The sequence below is a fragment of the Actinomyces bouchesdurhonensis genome (assembly GCF_900128465.1).
GTDB classification, from domain to species: domain Bacteria; phylum Actinomycetota; class Actinomycetes; order Actinomycetales; family Actinomycetaceae; genus Pauljensenia; species Pauljensenia bouchesdurhonensis.
This window is the reverse complement of record NZ_LT635870.1, coordinates 4,086-18,819: the sequence shown is the minus strand read 5'-3', so window position 1 is coordinate 18,819 and position 14,734 is coordinate 4,086. Positions and strand designations below refer to the sequence as shown.

Annotated in this window: 13 protein-coding genes and 2 pseudogenes; 8 read left to right on the top strand and 7 right to left on the bottom strand. The window is 64.2% G+C overall.

Annotated elements, in window-relative coordinates; genetic code table 11:
- From BQ7477_RS10725 to BQ7477_RS10715, 3 genes and pseudogenes are all read right to left on the bottom strand, one after another.
- Positions 1–347 (bottom strand): annotated as a pseudogene (locus BQ7477_RS10725) (DUF6318 family protein); the annotation flags it as partial.
- A gap of 30 nt (positions 348–377) precedes the next feature.
- On the bottom strand, positions 378–971 hold the full coding sequence (locus tag BQ7477_RS10720) for a hypothetical protein (protein ID WP_073983885.1): 594 nt from the start codon (positions 969–971) through the stop codon (positions 378–380).
- 325 nt (positions 972–1,296) lie between these two features.
- Entirely contained in the window at positions 1,297–2,187 is an 891-nt protein-coding gene (locus tag BQ7477_RS10715; protein ID WP_073983884.1) for a DUF6318 family protein, read from the bottom strand.
- 1,701 nt (positions 2,188–3,888) lie between these two features.
- On the opposite strand from BQ7477_RS10715, the gene BQ7477_RS10705 reads away from it, so the two are divergent.
- From BQ7477_RS10705 to BQ7477_RS12605, 4 genes are all read left to right on the top strand, one after another.
- The gene (locus BQ7477_RS10705; protein WP_478209469.1) at positions 3,889–6,513 is read left to right on the top strand and encodes a S8 family serine peptidase; all 2,625 of its coding nucleotides are present in this window, start codon (positions 3,889–3,891) and stop codon (positions 6,511–6,513) included.
- Positions 6,422–7,336 (top strand): N-acetylmuramoyl-L-alanine amidase family protein, encoded by a 915-nt coding sequence (locus BQ7477_RS12880; RefSeq protein ID WP_338072963.1) that lies wholly within the window; start codon positions 6,422–6,424, stop codon positions 7,334–7,336. Before BQ7477_RS10705 ends, BQ7477_RS12880 begins: the two co-directional genes overlap by 92 nt.
- Positions 7,337–7,619: 283 nt before the next feature.
- Positions 7,620–7,889 carry a ribbon-helix-helix domain-containing protein gene (locus BQ7477_RS10700; protein WP_073983883.1) on the top strand — a complete coding sequence of 90 codons (270 nt, stop codon included), beginning with the start codon at positions 7,620–7,622 and terminating at the stop codon, positions 7,887–7,889.
- A complete protein-coding gene (locus tag BQ7477_RS12605; protein WP_073983882.1) occupies positions 7,879–8,139 on the top strand; it encodes a toxin in 261 nt (86 codons plus the stop codon). The genes BQ7477_RS10700 and BQ7477_RS12605 overlap by 11 nt, the downstream gene beginning before the upstream one ends.
- 516 nt (positions 8,140–8,655) lie before the next feature.
- Here the strand turns inward: BQ7477_RS12605 and cas6 are convergent.
- Positions 8,656–9,222, bottom strand: coding sequence for a CRISPR system precrRNA processing endoribonuclease RAMP protein Cas6 (gene cas6, locus BQ7477_RS10685; protein ID WP_234968825.1), 567 nt, complete (start codon positions 9,220–9,222; stop codon positions 8,656–8,658).
- Between the two features lie 726 nt (positions 9,223–9,948).
- Between cas6 and BQ7477_RS10680 the strand changes: the two genes are divergently transcribed.
- A complete protein-coding gene (locus BQ7477_RS10680; RefSeq protein ID WP_073983880.1) occupies positions 9,949–12,321 on the top strand; it encodes a S8 family serine peptidase in 2,373 nt (790 codons plus the stop codon).
- A gap of 176 nt (positions 12,322–12,497) precedes the next feature.
- On the opposite strand, the gene BQ7477_RS13175 is transcribed toward BQ7477_RS10680, so the two are convergent.
- Both BQ7477_RS13175 and BQ7477_RS13170 read right to left on the bottom strand, forming a co-directional pair.
- The gene (locus BQ7477_RS13175; protein WP_234968828.1) at positions 12,498–12,716 is read right to left on the bottom strand and encodes a hypothetical protein; all 219 of its coding nucleotides are present in this window, start codon (positions 12,714–12,716) and stop codon (positions 12,498–12,500) included.
- 34 nt (positions 12,717–12,750) lie between these two features.
- Positions 12,751–13,084, bottom strand: a pseudogene (locus tag BQ7477_RS13170) (FAD-dependent oxidoreductase); the annotation flags it as partial.
- Positions 13,085–13,284: 200 nt separating this feature from the next.
- Here BQ7477_RS13170 and BQ7477_RS10665 point away from each other — a divergent pair.
- From BQ7477_RS10665 to BQ7477_RS10655, 3 genes are read left to right on the top strand one after another with little or no spacing between them, the layout of a single operon-like run.
- Complete coding sequence (locus BQ7477_RS10665) at positions 13,285–13,539, top strand: type II toxin-antitoxin system Phd/YefM family antitoxin (protein ID WP_073983878.1); 255 nt, start codon at positions 13,285–13,287, stop codon at positions 13,537–13,539.
- Between the two features lie 40 nt (positions 13,540–13,579).
- Positions 13,580–13,852, top strand: a complete 273-nt coding sequence (locus BQ7477_RS10660) for a type II toxin-antitoxin system Phd/YefM family antitoxin (RefSeq protein WP_073983877.1) — start codon at positions 13,580–13,582, stop codon at positions 13,850–13,852.
- Positions 13,852–14,241, top strand: coding sequence for a type II toxin-antitoxin system VapC family toxin (locus tag BQ7477_RS10655; protein WP_073983876.1), 390 nt, complete (start codon positions 13,852–13,854; stop codon positions 14,239–14,241). The genes BQ7477_RS10660 and BQ7477_RS10655 overlap by 1 nt, the downstream gene beginning before the upstream one ends.
- Before the next feature lie 49 nt (positions 14,242–14,290).
- Here BQ7477_RS10655 and BQ7477_RS10650 read toward each other — a convergent pair.
- A partial coding sequence (locus BQ7477_RS10650) for an ATP-dependent helicase C-terminal domain-containing protein (protein WP_277352399.1) occupies positions 14,291–14,734 on the bottom strand: 444 nt, incomplete at its 5' end.

Sequence of the window (14,734 nt, the reverse complement as noted above, 5' to 3'; positions counted from 1 at the left end):
GGTGCGGTGGGTGCGGGCCTGGCGGTGGGTGGCGTGGGCGTGGCGGCTGTGGTGGGTTTGCCGCCCCATGCTGGCCACCAGCCGTTGGTGACGCCGTTGGTGTAGAGGGCGTACAAGCCTGCGATGATGAGCAGGGTGATGGAGGTGCGGATGCCCCAGTCCACGATGTCGGCGTCCATCCACGCCCGCACACGAGCCTTCACTCCCTTGGGACGCCGCGCTTTGACCTCAGCGCGGTAGTCCGCCCACCGCCGACGCAGCGTGTACTTACGCGGTGCCGTTTCGCGCCGGAATTGTTCCTCGTCTTCGTCGGTGACGGGACGCTCAGACAACGGCGGAACCATCATGATGCATCTTCCTCTCTCGTGGTTTCCGGCCTAGTGGCCTTGTTTTTCTTCCCAGGTGTCGGTGTTGTTGATGACGAGGTGGGATAGGGGGAAGGGTCCTGTTGTTTCGGTGGTGGTGACCAGGCCGTTAATCGTCTGGGTCTCCCCCGTGAAAGGATTGGTGGCCGTCCCGCTCCAGGTGGTGGTGAGGGTGATTTCTCGGTTTTCGTGGGGGTAGGGGCCATCGAGCATGGAGCGCCAGCCTTGGGGTGGGGTGTAGTAGTGGTGGATGAGACGCGGGTCATTGTTCGGATCAATACCTTTCTCCCACGCCAGGCCCGGGGAGGTGGTGATCGTGTTGGGGGTTCCATCGCCCCAGGAATACTCATAGTTCGTCGCCGTCAACGTGATCGTAATATCGCGTCCCAGCAGATTGATCACGTGGGTCTGGGTAGGGTTCGTGACCGAAACGATCGTGGGGACGAACCGGTTCGTATATGACACACCGTCGGGCCGCTTACGCAAACCCGCCCCATCAGCACGAATCACGGCTGCCGCCGAATAGAGAATCTCTCTCGTTGTAGGTAGCTTCTCAGGTAGGGGAGATTCAGGAGTCTCTGGTGGCGGATAGGCGCATACTGCCACACGCAACTTCAGCGGTAGCGAAGGGTCGGTGATGTCGAAACCGCAATGCTCCCAGTCAATATCAGAATCTGGATCGCTGGCGTGCTCAGATTGAGCCGTGTTCAGGGCTCTGTCATCACCAACAGTCGAATCAGCATTTTGCCTGAGTGTACTATTGAGCTGCTGTGTGATCGACTGTGCATAAGTCGTTACTGATCGTCCGGACGCGTCGGAACGCTGGGTATATGGATCCGGTGGATCATCATCAAATGGTGCGCTAGCAGCGGAAGTTGTATTGATGAAATAGCAGAGAGATAGGAGTGTTGCGAACACAGCGTGAATTGATTTACTTACCAGCATCTGTAATCAAGTTCCCTTGTGTTTCAAGCCAACGATTGTCTTGCCATGTCATGTATAGCGTTAGTAGTGACTGATACTCTTGATCTCTCTTCACTATTCTTTGACCTTGGCAAGTGACCCCAGTTCTTGAGGAGAGCTGGAAGGTAACTGCGATTGTGTTTGGGTGCACATCGTTGCCGTTCTCGGGAATAGGCTCAACTCGAACGATGTGAGTAACTTCTGACGTGCTCCCGTAAGCCCAGCCGTTCGAGTACAGCTTGGCAACATCGTCGGCGAAAGAGGTTGCAAAAGTCGAGCCAGGATCTGACATACCCAACAGTGCCGACGTATCACCCGTGTTCCAGGTGTATCCCATCAGTGCGTGATAGTGTTCTGCGGCGAGTTCTGCTCCTCTTTCGGTGTTCTCTTTGGCCTCCTCGGGTAGTTCGGGTTTGGTGTAGGTGGATGCTGCGTGTTCGGCGGGGCGTACGAGGATGCCGTCGGGGCCGATTTGGTAGCCGCCCGACATCGCCGCCTCGGTGGGGGCTGTGGCGGGTGCGGTGGGTGCGGGGTTGATGGGCGGGGTGGTGGTGGCTGCGACGGTTGGCCTTTCGCCCCAGGCTGGCCACCAGCCTTCGGCGACCCCGTTGATGTACACCGCGAAGACCGCGCCCGCGGCGAGGGCCACGTAGACCACGCGCATCCCCCAATAGAACGGCTCAACGTGCAGCCAGGCGCGGGCGCGGGCCCGGGCGCCCTTGGGGCGTCGCGCTTTGACCTCGGCGCGGTGGTTGGCCCACCTTTGGCGCAGGGTGTACTTGCGCGGCGCCGACTCGCGGCGGAATTGCTCCTCGTCTTCGTCGGTGACGGGGCGTTCGGATAGGGGTGGAACCATCATGGCCTCTCAACCTCCACAACGAGGTGTCCTCTGGCGCACCACCATCGTCGGCAGTGTGCCCTGTTATCACGCAAGAGTATGTGCGGAGACGATGCATAACAATAAGAATACGTTGTAACTACAGTCGGACGTTCTCCCACCTCACCCGCACGAACGTGCACCCACCCCCACAACCGAACCCCCACCTCGTCAAACAACACCAACAACGCCTCGGAGCAAACGAAGCCGCGGAGCGACGGAACAATGAGTTTGAGCTGAGGCGGAAGCGGTGGTTCACAACAACCGAATCGTGTCCGCGTGTTGATCCCGCGTGGGGGCGTGTAGGTGGCGGCGTTTCCAAGTGGCGGCGTTTCCAAGTGGGGGTGTGTAGGTGGCGGTGTCTCCGGGTGAGAACATTTCTGCGTGAGGGCGTGCTCGCGAGGGCAGTATGGTGTGCGGTTGAATTGAGTGGGCCTGTGTTCGATTCGTGGATGATCGAAGCGGATCTACTGATGAGGTGGCGCGCAGGGCGCCCCTGTGGATGCGGGTGCACCAAGCCCTCCCCAGGCACCCCAAGCCCGCACCGACCCGCCAAGTGCCTCCAGTGCCCGGCGGTCTGCAGTGTTCTGCCCGGGCGCGCCTTGGAATGGGCCCTAGCGTCTGTCCGCTGCCACGAACCCCGCCTGCTGCTGTGTCAAACCCGGGAGCGCGGCTCCTTCGACGAGGCCGACGCTGCTCACGTTCGCGGGGGCGTCGCGCTGTCTGGTTTGTGGCTGCGCAAAACGTGGCCTGCAGACGTAATCCGGCAGCGGGAGTCCTGTATTGTGGGCTGGGCGAGTCTCGAACGATCGTTGGCGAGCACTGTGATGGCATGGGCACGTACTTCCTGGGCGACCGTATTCCCGGAACTCCGGCAGGACTCGGCTTCGAACCCGACTGGCCTACGCCGCCCGCAGATGGGTTTCGTGCGTGGATGGGGTGGTGGCTGGGGTGCCGTGGTGGCGTGGGGTGAAGGTTGACGTCACTCCTCCAGGGGGCACTCATTCGTGACTGTCGGTGCACTGCGCCCATTATTGACGAGGTCTCCTCGGGTTTGTTGGGGTGCTGCCTCGTCGTGCGGGTCTGAAGTCGCGTGTATTGACGAGGTCTCCTCGGGTTTGTTGGGGGAGACTTCGCGTGCGTTTGCTGGCGGGTGATGGTGTGGCATTCATGCAGATCAGTCAAGTGGATGATTCACGTAGCTGACATGATGGTCATAGTTTGCTTCATTTCGGTCTGACATGTAGTGCTTATGTGAGAATTGTGTAGTTAAGTGTTGAGCTTGTTATGCCTTGATACTGCTTGTAATTAGTGGGATTGATGTTTAGAGTTGTCTGCGTTGTCAAATGTATGGATGATAGTTACTGCATGGACAAAGTTGTCCACGCGCAGGCACAATTGAAAGTCGAGGAACCATGCGCCGCAACGTTGCACGCATAGGGGTCGTCGCAGCGATCGCCCTGTCCATGAGCGTCGCTACGATGACCGCCCCGTCCACCAGAGCTGAGGACGCCCCCAGCTTGGTCGCGCCCGCCCGATCCAGCGCGGGTCTCATGAATTACGCCATCAACCTCTCCCAGCTTTCCGACGAGAACGCGATGGCGCGCGTCATTGAACTCCTCCCCAGCGTCGGGGGAACACTCCTGACTCAGTACCCCGGATTGCACACCGTCTTCGCTCAGAGTGAGTCGGCCTCGTTCTCTCCGGANGGTGCCGCGCGCGCCCGTCACCGTCGGCGTCATCGACACGGGTATCGACGTCGAGCAGCCCGACTTGGCGGGCCGGGTTGATACGTCCAGGTCCGTGTCCTGTGATGTCAACGGAATCCCCAACGTGGGCGAGGAGGCGCTGCGCTACAACGGTATTCACGGCACGCACATCGCCGGAATCATCGCCGCCAACCATAACGACATTGGTATCGATGGTATCGCGCCGGATGCGACCCTCGTGTCCATCAAAGCCGTCAATGACAAGGGGCGTTTGTACCCCGAGTACCTCGTGTGCGCCTACGACTGGGCCGTGAACCATGGCGTGGACATCGTCCACAATTCCTTCCAGATGGACCCGTGGCGGTTCTGGAAGGCTGACGACCCCGAGCAGGCCGCGGGCCTGGAGGCCGCGGTGCGCGCGATCTACACTGCGCAGGAGCGCGGACTGACCGTGTTGTCGGGCGCTGGGGACGATGGCCTGGACCTCGATGCGACGACCGTGGACAGTTCGTCGCCCACGGACTCGACGCCGATTGAGAATCGTAACGTCGAGGGGGCCACGATGGTGCCCGCGATGGTCGGGGGCGTCGCCGTGGTGAGTGCGCTCGAGATGGTGGACCCGGACGCGGAGCCGCTCCGGGCGACCCTGAAGAGAACGGACACCTCCAACTACGGCTTCATGCGCGTCGATTTCGCCGCGCCTGGACGGGACATCTACTCGACGTTCCCGAACCTGATGGTCCCCTCGAACTACGGGTATATGTCGGGGACGGCGGTCGCTGCCGCGCACGTGAGTGGCGTCGCCGCGCTCGTGAAGTCGACCCACCCCGCGCTGGTGGGCGAGCAGATCGCCGACCTGATGCGCAAGCAGGGGGCCTACGAGTACGGGAGGCTCGCGCTGCCGGCGGATAACAACGAGTATCGAGGCCGTGGCTTCCTGAGTGCGAGGAACGCGGTGGTCTACGATCAGGCGCAGCCGACGCTCGGCATGGTCGAGTACCGCGTGGGCGGGGGAGAGTGGACGAATCTGCGTGACGAGGTGGTTCCTGCCGGTCGCGTGAGCGTGCGCGTGTCGGCGCGCTCGCCCCTGAGCATGTTGAGTGTGGACGTCGCGGGCGTGGCGCAGGCGCATGCGCCCGGTGGCGGCGGCTACTTTGATGAGCCGACGACCGTGACGGTCGACGACGTGGATCTCGCTTCCCTCATCCCCGAGGGCGAGGAGTACGTGATGGCCCGCGTTCAGGTCAGCGCGCTCGGCGTCAACGCGGACCGGCACGCTGACGATGACGTGAGTCGTTCCGTGTCGTTCACGGTCGCTCGTGACCCGGGCGCTGTGCCCACGCCGGAGCCGGAGCCCGACCCGGGGGAGGGCAGCGGTGTCGTCCCTGTCGATCCTGTGCCGCCGGGCATCATGTCCGTGCCTCGCACGAGCGCGCAGATGCCCCAGAACTATGCGGTGAACCTGGCCGCCGACGCGGATGAGGCCACGTTCCAGCGCGCCCTCTACCAGGCCTCGTTGCTGGGCGGAATGGTGTTGGAGTCCTACCCGGCTTTGCGCACGTTCTTCGTCCAGTCCTCGTCGGCTGCTTTCGCGATGGACCTGGGGTTCGCGCTGGCGGATTCCGGTATTTCCTTCCATTCGGTGGGTCCGACCCGTCAGGCTCCCGTCGTGGGCAACGAGGCCATCGTGTCCCAGGAGCTGGAGGCGCCCGCCTACCCGAGTGTCGAGGAGAAGCCGCCGGTGCCGGAGGACCCTCACGTGGGCGGTGTTTACCCGACCCCGCCGGATGCGAAGGACTGGCACCTGCAGGCGGTGGGTGCCCTCGACGCGCAGGGCGTGGATGTTATGCGCGCGCCGGTGACGGTGGGCGTCATGGGTGATGGCGTGGATGACACGGTTGGGGACTTGTCGGGGAAGGTTGACCATTCCTTGTCGGTGTCCTGCAACTCTAATGGCATGCCGAATCGGGATCCTGAGGCGTGGCGCTCGGGTCGCGCGGAGGTTGGCACGCAGGCGGCCGGGGTGATTGCCGGCACGGGCGAGGCCAGCGGTGTGCCGGGCGTGAATCCGACGTTGAACGTCGCGGCGATCAACGTGGCGTCGGCGACCACAGGGCAGTATTACCCGGAGTACGTCGTGTGCGGTTTCGTGTGGGCGGCGGATCATGGGATTTCCGTGACGGCGAGCAACTACCTGGTCTCGCCGTGGAAGTACTGGATGCCGGGCGACCCGGAGCAGGCCGCGGGCCTGGAGGCTGTGCGCCGAGGCATCAACTACGCGGCGTCGAAGGACGTCATTAACGTGGTGGACGCCGGGGCCAGTGGCATCGATTTGGATAATCCGCCGAAGACGGATGCGTCCTCGCCGATTGACGCGTGGGCGCCGTTCCAGCGTGACACGCTCGGCGGCGTCATGGCTCCCGCGATGATGCCGAACGCGCTGGCCGTGTCGANACGCGTCGATGGCGGCTCCGGTGGCGGCGAGCGCGATCGCGACGCTGCGGCAGGTGCATCCGGAGATGGGCTCCGCTCAGATCGTGGAGCTGGCCCGCAAGCAGGCGGGTTCCGCGTCGAATTGGGGGCGGCTGGCCGCTCCTGAGGGGGAGCGCGAGTATCGGGGCGCGGGCATGCCAAGCGTCTTGGATGCGGTGTTGAAGGATCAGGCGCGTCCCGTCGTGGGCGAGGTCGAGTACTCGGCGGACGGGTCGACGTGGGCGCCGGTGTCCGGGCAGAGCGTGTCCGGGCGCGTGTCCTTGCGCGTGGGCGTGACTGGGCCGGTGACGTCGGCTCGCCTGCTGGTGGGCGGCCACGAGGTGGCGACCGTGCAGGGGAGCGGCGAGTTCCCGGGTTCGGGCGTGACGCTGCAGGCCGATGGCGTGGACGTGTCGCATCCCGTGGCGGGTGCGTCGCTGAGCGGCGAGACGACGGTGCGCGTCGAGGCTTTCGGGCGCAATAACGATGCGCGCGCCGACGACGACGCGAGCGCGGAGGTCACGGTGACGGTCGAGGGGTCTGGTTCTGGGGGTTCCTCGGTTGACGAGGCCGGGGCTGGGCGCTGGGTGTACGGCCGGGCCGGCAAGTGGTGGCGGTACACGGACGGGACGTTCCCGGTGAACGTGCGCCTGCGCATCGACGGGAAGATCTACCGTTTCGACGCGCGCGGCTACGTGGTGACCGGCTGGTACCGCGAGGGCGACCAGTGGTCCTACTACGGGCGCGACGGCGCTCAGGCGCTGGGTTGGGCGAGGATTCGCGGCACCTGGTACTACTTCGATCCTTCGTCGGGAGCGATGCGCACGGGCTGGCTGACGGAGGGCGGGTACACGTACTACCTGTCCCCGTCGGGCGCCATGGTCACGGGCCCGCGCTGGATCGACGGCAAGCGCTACGTGTTTGATCGCAACGGCCACCTGCTGACGTGAGCCGGTAGCCCGACGGATTCCGGCTGACGGATGCCGACTGATGGATGTCGGCTGACGGATGCCGGCTGACGGATTCTGGCTGGGACGAAACGGGGCCGCGCACGAGAGCTCGTGCGCGGCCCCTCGCGCGTGGGGGAGGGGTGCAGAGCGCGCATCTCTGGCCTTTCCGCTGTCATGGCCGCGTGGGCGTGGGGGAGGGGAGTTGTCGTCGGTGGCGGTGTTGGCGGCGATGGTGACGTCGACATCGTGGTGTGACAGATGAATTTCGTATACGATATTCGCTATGAGTGAGCGTCTTCTTCGCGGAGTTCCTGTGACTGATGAGCAGATTCAGGCGTGGGCTGATGAGGCCGAGCGCGGGTATAACCTGGCTGAGTTGCCGGCTCCGCGCCCGGGGCGTCCTCCGGTGGGGAAGGGGCCGGGCGTCGCCGTGACGGTGCGCCTGGATGAGCGGATGTTGAGGGCGTTGATGGAGCGCGCCGCCTTGGAAGGGATTGGGAGCCGTTCTGACGCGATTCGCGCGGCAGTGCGCGAGTGGACCCATGTCGCCTAGGCTTCACGCCAGCGCTCGAAAGCATTTCGGGCGCGACAGGCTCACCGATGAGGGTGTCCTGTACGCGTATGAGCACGCCCTGAACTCACGTCCCCTCGACGATGAGGACGATCCCAGGAGATGGCTCGTGGTGGGTATCGACCAGTCTGGACGTGTTCTTGAGATGGTCGTATTGGTTTTTGATGGTGGCGGCGAGCTGCTCATTCACGCCATGAAGGCTCGTCCGCAATTCCTTGACGAGCTGACGTAGCTCTCGGATAGCTCCCTGTCCTGGCTGTGGGCTGTCGCCGATGTGGGACGAGGCGCCGATGGACGTGTCGGTCGTGACAACCTGGCTCTCCCCAGCGAAGGGGTTGGTGTCTGCTCCACGTGAAGATCGCCTCGTGGCTAATCGTGCCCCGGGCTTTGGGAGAAGTATCCATGGAGGGCAGTATGTCACACGCCTCCTCGTGCAGGGGTGCGCTGATCTGGCGGGGAGTGTGCCCTTGGGACAAATCAGCGATCACGCGTCGGCGAAGGACATCATCACGGTCCAATCGTCGGCGCTCCTTGGGGCGACACCTGACCGTGCGTCGCTTTGCCGCCTTCCTCGGCCCGATACGTCCCCTCGGGACCCGTGTGGCAAGCGATCCTCAAGGCCAAGCATCCGACATCACCCCATGACCCACCTCCAAAGAGTGTCGCAGCTACACGGAATTGCTTACACCCTATGACGCTGCCATGATATACTTTTTGTTCTTCATGGTAATTCCTCAAATCTGTCGGGTTACGCGGCCACAGCGTCTATGACGCCCATGCCGAAGCTCGTGTGTGAGCCGACGTTCGTGTATGCGGACAGGGCCATGAGGCGCGAGAAGACGCGGGTCGCTTCGGCGCCCTCGACGCCGCTGATGCGCAGGTGGCCCTCGTGGGCCGGGATCCGACGCGAACTCAAGCGGCCCTGGCCCGCGTTGCGCGGCATCGCCAGCGACACCATGGACGCGCGCGTGAAATCCTGCGTCGCCAGCACCCTCGCCATAGCATCCCGGTCGATGCGTGGAGGAGCGAGCCTCCGATTCCACGCCCACCAGCGCTGCTGCAAACTCGTCGCAATCGTCGCAGGAGACAAGCTCGGCACATGATTCCCCTTCGACGAAAACGTCGTCGGAGTCACCAGGCGCACCTCCCACGTGGTGTTCTGATCGCGCTGCGCCAACTCCTCCCACGACGCCTGGTTAACGATCTGACCCTCAGTCGCAACCAGCACCGCGTCATCCTCGGTTCCCGCACCGAGACGCATGACGCCACCCCACGCCAGCCACGCGTCAAGCGTGTCGACCAGGCGATCGTCCAAGAAGCGCACCTCGACCCCGAACCTGGACTCCGAACGACTCAACTCTCCGAGCGAATACGGCTTCACACCACCCGCCCCATGCAGTGGTCGATGCGCCAGCGTCGGAAACCGCGCCGCCCTCGCTGGGCTGACCCCCGGCGGTAGGTCCAGCACCGCCGACAGGGCAGCATGCAGTCGCCTCGGCGTGGCTGGCACCCCCTCGGGCGCGTCAAAGCTCACGTAAACGGATGCTGGCATCGGTGCCTCCCATCACTCGGGTATGACTGCCGTCTCTGACCGTATCACATGTCTGATGATGGGTCACAGTGGAACTGTCAAGATGAATGTCCATGTGTAATGACATCGGTAGAAACAAGTAAAACGGCGGAGAGTGCAGTGTAAGCATGATGAGATATTTCAGAATGCGCCAAAGTGTCAAGCCAATTGTGCGATGCCTGGGTCTGAATGTCGGCACGAATTGCAAGATCGGTAGTTGAGTGTCAAGGCTTGATCGCCCCTCATGAGGTGCGCCGGTCGCGCCTGTGAATTCGGGGCTTGCTCACATCTGGTCGGCTTCCGACAGTCGGACATTCCCGCCCAATCCTGAGAAGGTCAAGACTTCTTAAAATGTGAAACCCTCTATGAGGTTTGTCAGCAACCTTGGAATCATTGTTGGATGACGCGCTGTCTGGACTGACCAGGGGCCGCGTCTCCGTTAGCACAGCAGCACAGAAACGAGGAACTCTGATGCATCAACGCTCATGGAAGGCCCTCATCGCGGGAGGGGCCGCCCTCACAGTCGGCCTCACCCTCACCGCGTTCGGGGCCCCCACTCACGCGGAAGGCGTCGCAGGAATCACCTCCGAGGCGCGCGCCCAGGACGAGGTCATGAACTACGCGGTCAACCTGCCCGCCACCGCCTCGCGCTACGACTTCAACGCGGCAGTATCCAAGGCCTCGGAAAATGGCGTGGTCCTAGCCCAATACCCCGAATTCAACTCCTTCTTCGTCCAATCGGTGAAAGCCGCATACGCGCCCGACCTCGGCAAGAGCCTCGTGGACGGCGGCATCTCCTACGACTCCATCGGGCCCACCCGCTTTAAGACCGTCACCGGCGACGAGGTGCGCACCGAACAGCCCACGAAGACCGAATCCGAAGAAGCAGCCGTCAATGAGGCCGCAGCCGTCCACGACACCGGCCTGTCCGCCGACTCCCAGCTCAACGACTTCACCCCCGACGAGGGCGACGCCAACGCCTGGGGCCTGGCCGCCATCGGCGCGGTCGACGCCCAGCAGGTTGACGTGCCCCGCGAAAAGGTCACCGTCGCCGTTATGGACACCGGCATCGACCCCGACCACCAGGACCTGAAGGACCGCATCGACGCCTCCCGCTCCGTCGGCTGCCAGGTCAACGGCATCCCCAACCAGGACCCCTCCGCCTGGAAGGATGACCACTACCACGGCACGCACGTCGCCGGCACCATCGCCGCCTCCCACAACGCCTACGGCGTCGACGGCGTCGCCCCCGACGCGACCCTCATCGCCATCAAGACCTCGAACAAGGCCGGCTCCTTCTACCCCGAGTACGTCGCCTGCGCCTTCGACTGGGCGGCCGAACACGACGTCGACGTGTCCAACTCCAGCTACTACATGGACCCCTACGCCTTCTGGATGCCCAACGAAGCCTCCCAGGCCGCGGGCCTCGAAGCAGCCTCGCGCGCGGTACGCTACTCGAAGGAACACGGCGTCGTTAACTTCGCCGCCGAAGGCAACTCGAACGACGACCACGACAACCCGACGACCGACAACGAATCCCCCAACGACGTTGACGGCGCGGCCGTCGAGCGTAACGTCGCGGGCGGCATCGACGTGCCCGCCATGCTGAACGATTCCGTCCTGTCCGTCTCCGCCCTCAAGCTGCCCACCGGTACCGACCCGGCCACCGCCACACTCGAGCGCGCCGGCTTCTCCAACTACGGCAAGAACTCGGTCGACGTCGCGGCCCCCGGCCAGCGCATCTGGTCTGACCTGCCCACCTGGGAGAAGGAGCCGCCCTTCGGTTACCTGTCGGGCACGTCCATGGCATCCCCGCACGCCGCGGGCGTCGCCGCGCTGATCAAGGAGATCCATCCCGACTACACGGTCGACGAGGTGAGCGCCCTGATGAAGAAGCAGGCTGGCTACACCTTCAACCGCCTCGCCGAACCCACGGACGGCAAGGAATACCGTGGCGCCGGCCTGGTTAACGCCCTGGCGGCAGTCCTGCAGGATCAGCCCCAGCCGATCCTCGGCAGCGTCGAGTACTCCTTCGACGGCGGCACCGACTGGCGTCCCCTGGCTGACGCGCACGTCGGCGGTACCATCTGGGTGCGTGCCACCGTCACTGGCCCCGTCACTAAGGCCACCCTGCAAGTCATGGACAAGGATCCCGTCACGGTCGAAGGCACCGGTGACTTCACTGGCAACCAGGTTGTTCTGCTCGCCGGCCCCTACGACACGGCCTCGCTGATCGGAGAGAATCCCCTCTCATCCGTCACCGTCAGCGCCGAAGGTCGCAACATGGATCCGCGCGCGGATGACGACGTGACTGACTCCGTCCACTTCCACGTCGACGAGTCAGTCCACGAAGGCGGCGCCTGGGTTAACGACGCTGCCGGCTGGAAGTACTGCTACGCGGATAGTACCTGCGCGAAGAATGGCCCCCTCGTCATCGGCGAGGACACCTACTACTTCGATGCCAACGGCCTCATGGTCACCGGCTGGGCCTTCTACAATGACGCCTGGCACTGGATGGGTGCCTCCGGTCGTGCCGCGACCGGGTGGGTCAACGACCGCGGCGCCTGGTACTTCCTCAATGACTCCGGTCAGATGGTGACCGGCTGGACCCAGGTGAATGGCTCCTGGTTCTACCTGACGGACTCCGGCAAGATGGCGTCAGGCTGGACCAAGATCGGCGGCTTCTGGTACTACCTGCAGGATTCCGGCGCGATGGCGACCGGTTGGGTCAAGGACGGTCGCACCTGGTACTACCTGAACGAGTCCGGTCAGATGGTGACCGGTCGCGTCCAGATCGACGGCACGTGGTACACCTTCGGCTCCTCGGGTGCGTTGCGCCCCTGAGCCTCGATTAACGAGGCCGTGGCCCCCTCCCCGGTTACGCGTCCTCGCGCTCGACTGAGAGCTAGATAAAGCGGGCGGGTCCGAACGCACGGTTCGGACCCGCCCCGTCGTCTCTCACAGGTCCCGGGAGAGATCCGGGCGCGCCCCCACGGTGCCCCCCTGGGTGCGATGGGTGGTCAACTCAGCGAATCGAAGAGAACCTGCAGGCCCTCACCCATGGTCGGGTGCGCGACGGGCAGGAAGCGCAGCTGCTCGTAGGTCAGGCCTCCGGCCATCGCGACCTGCACGGCTGTGATGACCTCGGAGACGTTCGGGCCGATCAGCGTGGCGCCCAGAATCTGATGCGTCTTCGCGTCGACGACTCCCTTCCAGAAGCCCTCGCCCGCGTAGCGCAGCGTCTTAGCGCGCGGGATCGCGGCCGTAGNTCCAGGCCCGGGGCCGCGAACATCTTCTCGTGCGCGGCCACCATGGCGCCGACGATGCCCTCCTTGTGGGCGCGGAGCTTAGACAGGTCCACGCGCGCGCCCTGCGTACCGACGATGCCGAACGACGCGTCCGTGCGCGCGTCGCTCAGGCGGCGAGCCGAGTTGACCAGCGACTTCGTGGGGATGCAGGCCACGTTAATGCAGGTGCCGCCAACGAAGCGGCGCTCCACCATGGCGACCTTCCAGCCGGCCTTTGCGCGCTCCATCGCCAGAGACTTCCCGGCCTTGCCGCCGCCAACAACCAGCAGGTCGACGGTCTCGATTGCGTTCGTGGACATGGTTCTCCTTGAGTTTGTGAGGTGATGCTATCTAGAACGAATGAGCGCCCGTTCTATTCCACAGGGTGAACAGTGCGCGCGTGTTGCTTCTCACCCAGAGAAGGTGTGGTAGCTATCGATTGGCTGTTGTATTGGAGCGGTGTGTCATAGTGTGGTCCTGCCGGTCGTTGAAAGTGCCTCCGGCATGCTTGAATAGAGCCATGAGGGCTCTAGATATTGGTGATTTCAAAGAGGATGTAGGTGCCGCGCTCGCGCGGGCCTCATCCGGGGAAGTCGTCACGCTCACACAGGAAGGCCAGCCGGTCGCCGAGCTGGGTCCCGTGCGCATGTCGACCTACCAGCAGCTGCGCGACTTGGGTCTCGAGCGCCCCGCCATGGCGGACCTCGATACTTATCAGATGCCGTCCAAGAACCTTCCTGACGGGAGAGGCATCGTCGGTAAACTGCAGGACTGACGACGTTTGTCACCACGCTCCATGTGCTACCATGTAGCACATGGAGACTGTTGGTATTCGCGAACTGCGTCAAAACGCTTCCCAGGTGGTCGCCAAGGTTGCCGCCGGCGAGGTCATCACCATCACTGATCGCGGCCGCCCGGTCGCGCAGATGAGTCCCCTTGCGAGCTCATCGATCGAGCGCCTCCGCGAGCGCGGGTTGATAACCCCCGCCACTCGGAGCTTTGAGGAGTACTGCGCGTCGACGAAGCCGACGACAGGGCCTCCGCTCAGTCCGGTTCTCCAGCAACTGCGCGACGAAGAACGCTACTAATGGCTCTGTACTTCGACACGTCGGCGCTGGTCAAGCTCATCATCCCCGAGGAGGGGACGGAGGCGCTCGAGACGTTCATCAATCGGGCCGACTGCGGCTTGTGGACCAGTGAACTGTCGCGCACGGAGCTGATGCGCGCGTGCGTGCGCCGGGGGGCGGATGCTTCGCAGGTGCGCCAGCTTCTGTGGAGTTTTTCCACGCTGACCTTCGACACTGAGATGTTCGACCTGGCGGGGCGGCTCCTGCCCGTGGAGCTGCGCAGTCTCGACGCGTTGCACCTGGCCGCCGCGCTGTCGATTGGTCGCGATCTTCAAGCCATCGTCACCTACGACAGGCGCATGGCGGACGCGGCGCGCAAGAGCGGAATCCCCGTCGAGTCGCCGTGCTGACTCGCTTCCGCCTCCGAGTGAGGCTCCGCGTGCCCGCGCGCACTGTCCGCTAGCTCCGCCGCTTGGCGCGGTTCGTGGGCTGCGCGTGCAGCGGGTCCTCGGGCCACGGGTGCTTGGGGTAGCGCCCGCGTAGCTGCGCGCGCACGTCCCGGTAGGGTCCCGCCCAAAACGACGTCAGGTCGGAGGTAACCGCAGCGGGGCGCCCCGCCGGGTCCGTCAGGTGCAGCACCAGGGGCACGCGCCCGTCCACGAGCCGGGGCGTGTCCGTCCACCCGAAGGCCTGCTGGACGCGCAGGGTGAGCACCGGGTGCGGTCCGCTCCAGTCGATCGCTCGCGTGCCCCCGGATGGAATCGGGAGCTTCTCGGGCGCCAGCTCGTCCAGGCGAGCAGCCGCCGGCCACGGCAGCATCGAGCGCAGCGCGTCGAGCATCGACACCGTCGACAGGGGAGCTCCCGACGCGAGGCGCCGCCCCCACGGTGCCAGCCACTGGCG

Excerpts from the sequence above, each read along its gene's own strand:
- BQ7477_RS10715 (WP_073983884.1), bottom strand. The coding sequence starts at position 2,187 with ATGATGGTTCCACCCCTATCCGAACGCCCCGTCACCGACGAAGACGAG.
- BQ7477_RS10700 (WP_073983883.1), top strand. The coding sequence starts at position 7,620 with ATGAGTGAGCGTCTTCTTCGCGGAGTTCCTGTGACTGATGAGCAGATT.
- BQ7477_RS12605 (WP_073983882.1), top strand. The coding sequence starts at position 7,879 with ATGTCGCCTAGGCTTCACGCCAGCGCTCGAAAGCATTTCGGGCGCGAC.
- BQ7477_RS10680 (WP_073983880.1), top strand. The coding sequence starts at position 9,949 with ATGCATCAACGCTCATGGAAGGCCCTCATCGCGGGAGGGGCCGCCCTC.
- BQ7477_RS10665 (WP_073983878.1), top strand. The coding sequence starts at position 13,285 with ATGAGGGCTCTAGATATTGGTGATTTCAAAGAGGATGTAGGTGCCGCG.
- BQ7477_RS10660 (WP_073983877.1), top strand. The coding sequence starts at position 13,580 with ATGGAGACTGTTGGTATTCGCGAACTGCGTCAAAACGCTTCCCAGGTG.
- BQ7477_RS10655 (WP_073983876.1), top strand. The coding sequence starts at position 13,852 with ATGGCTCTGTACTTCGACACGTCGGCGCTGGTCAAGCTCATCATCCCC.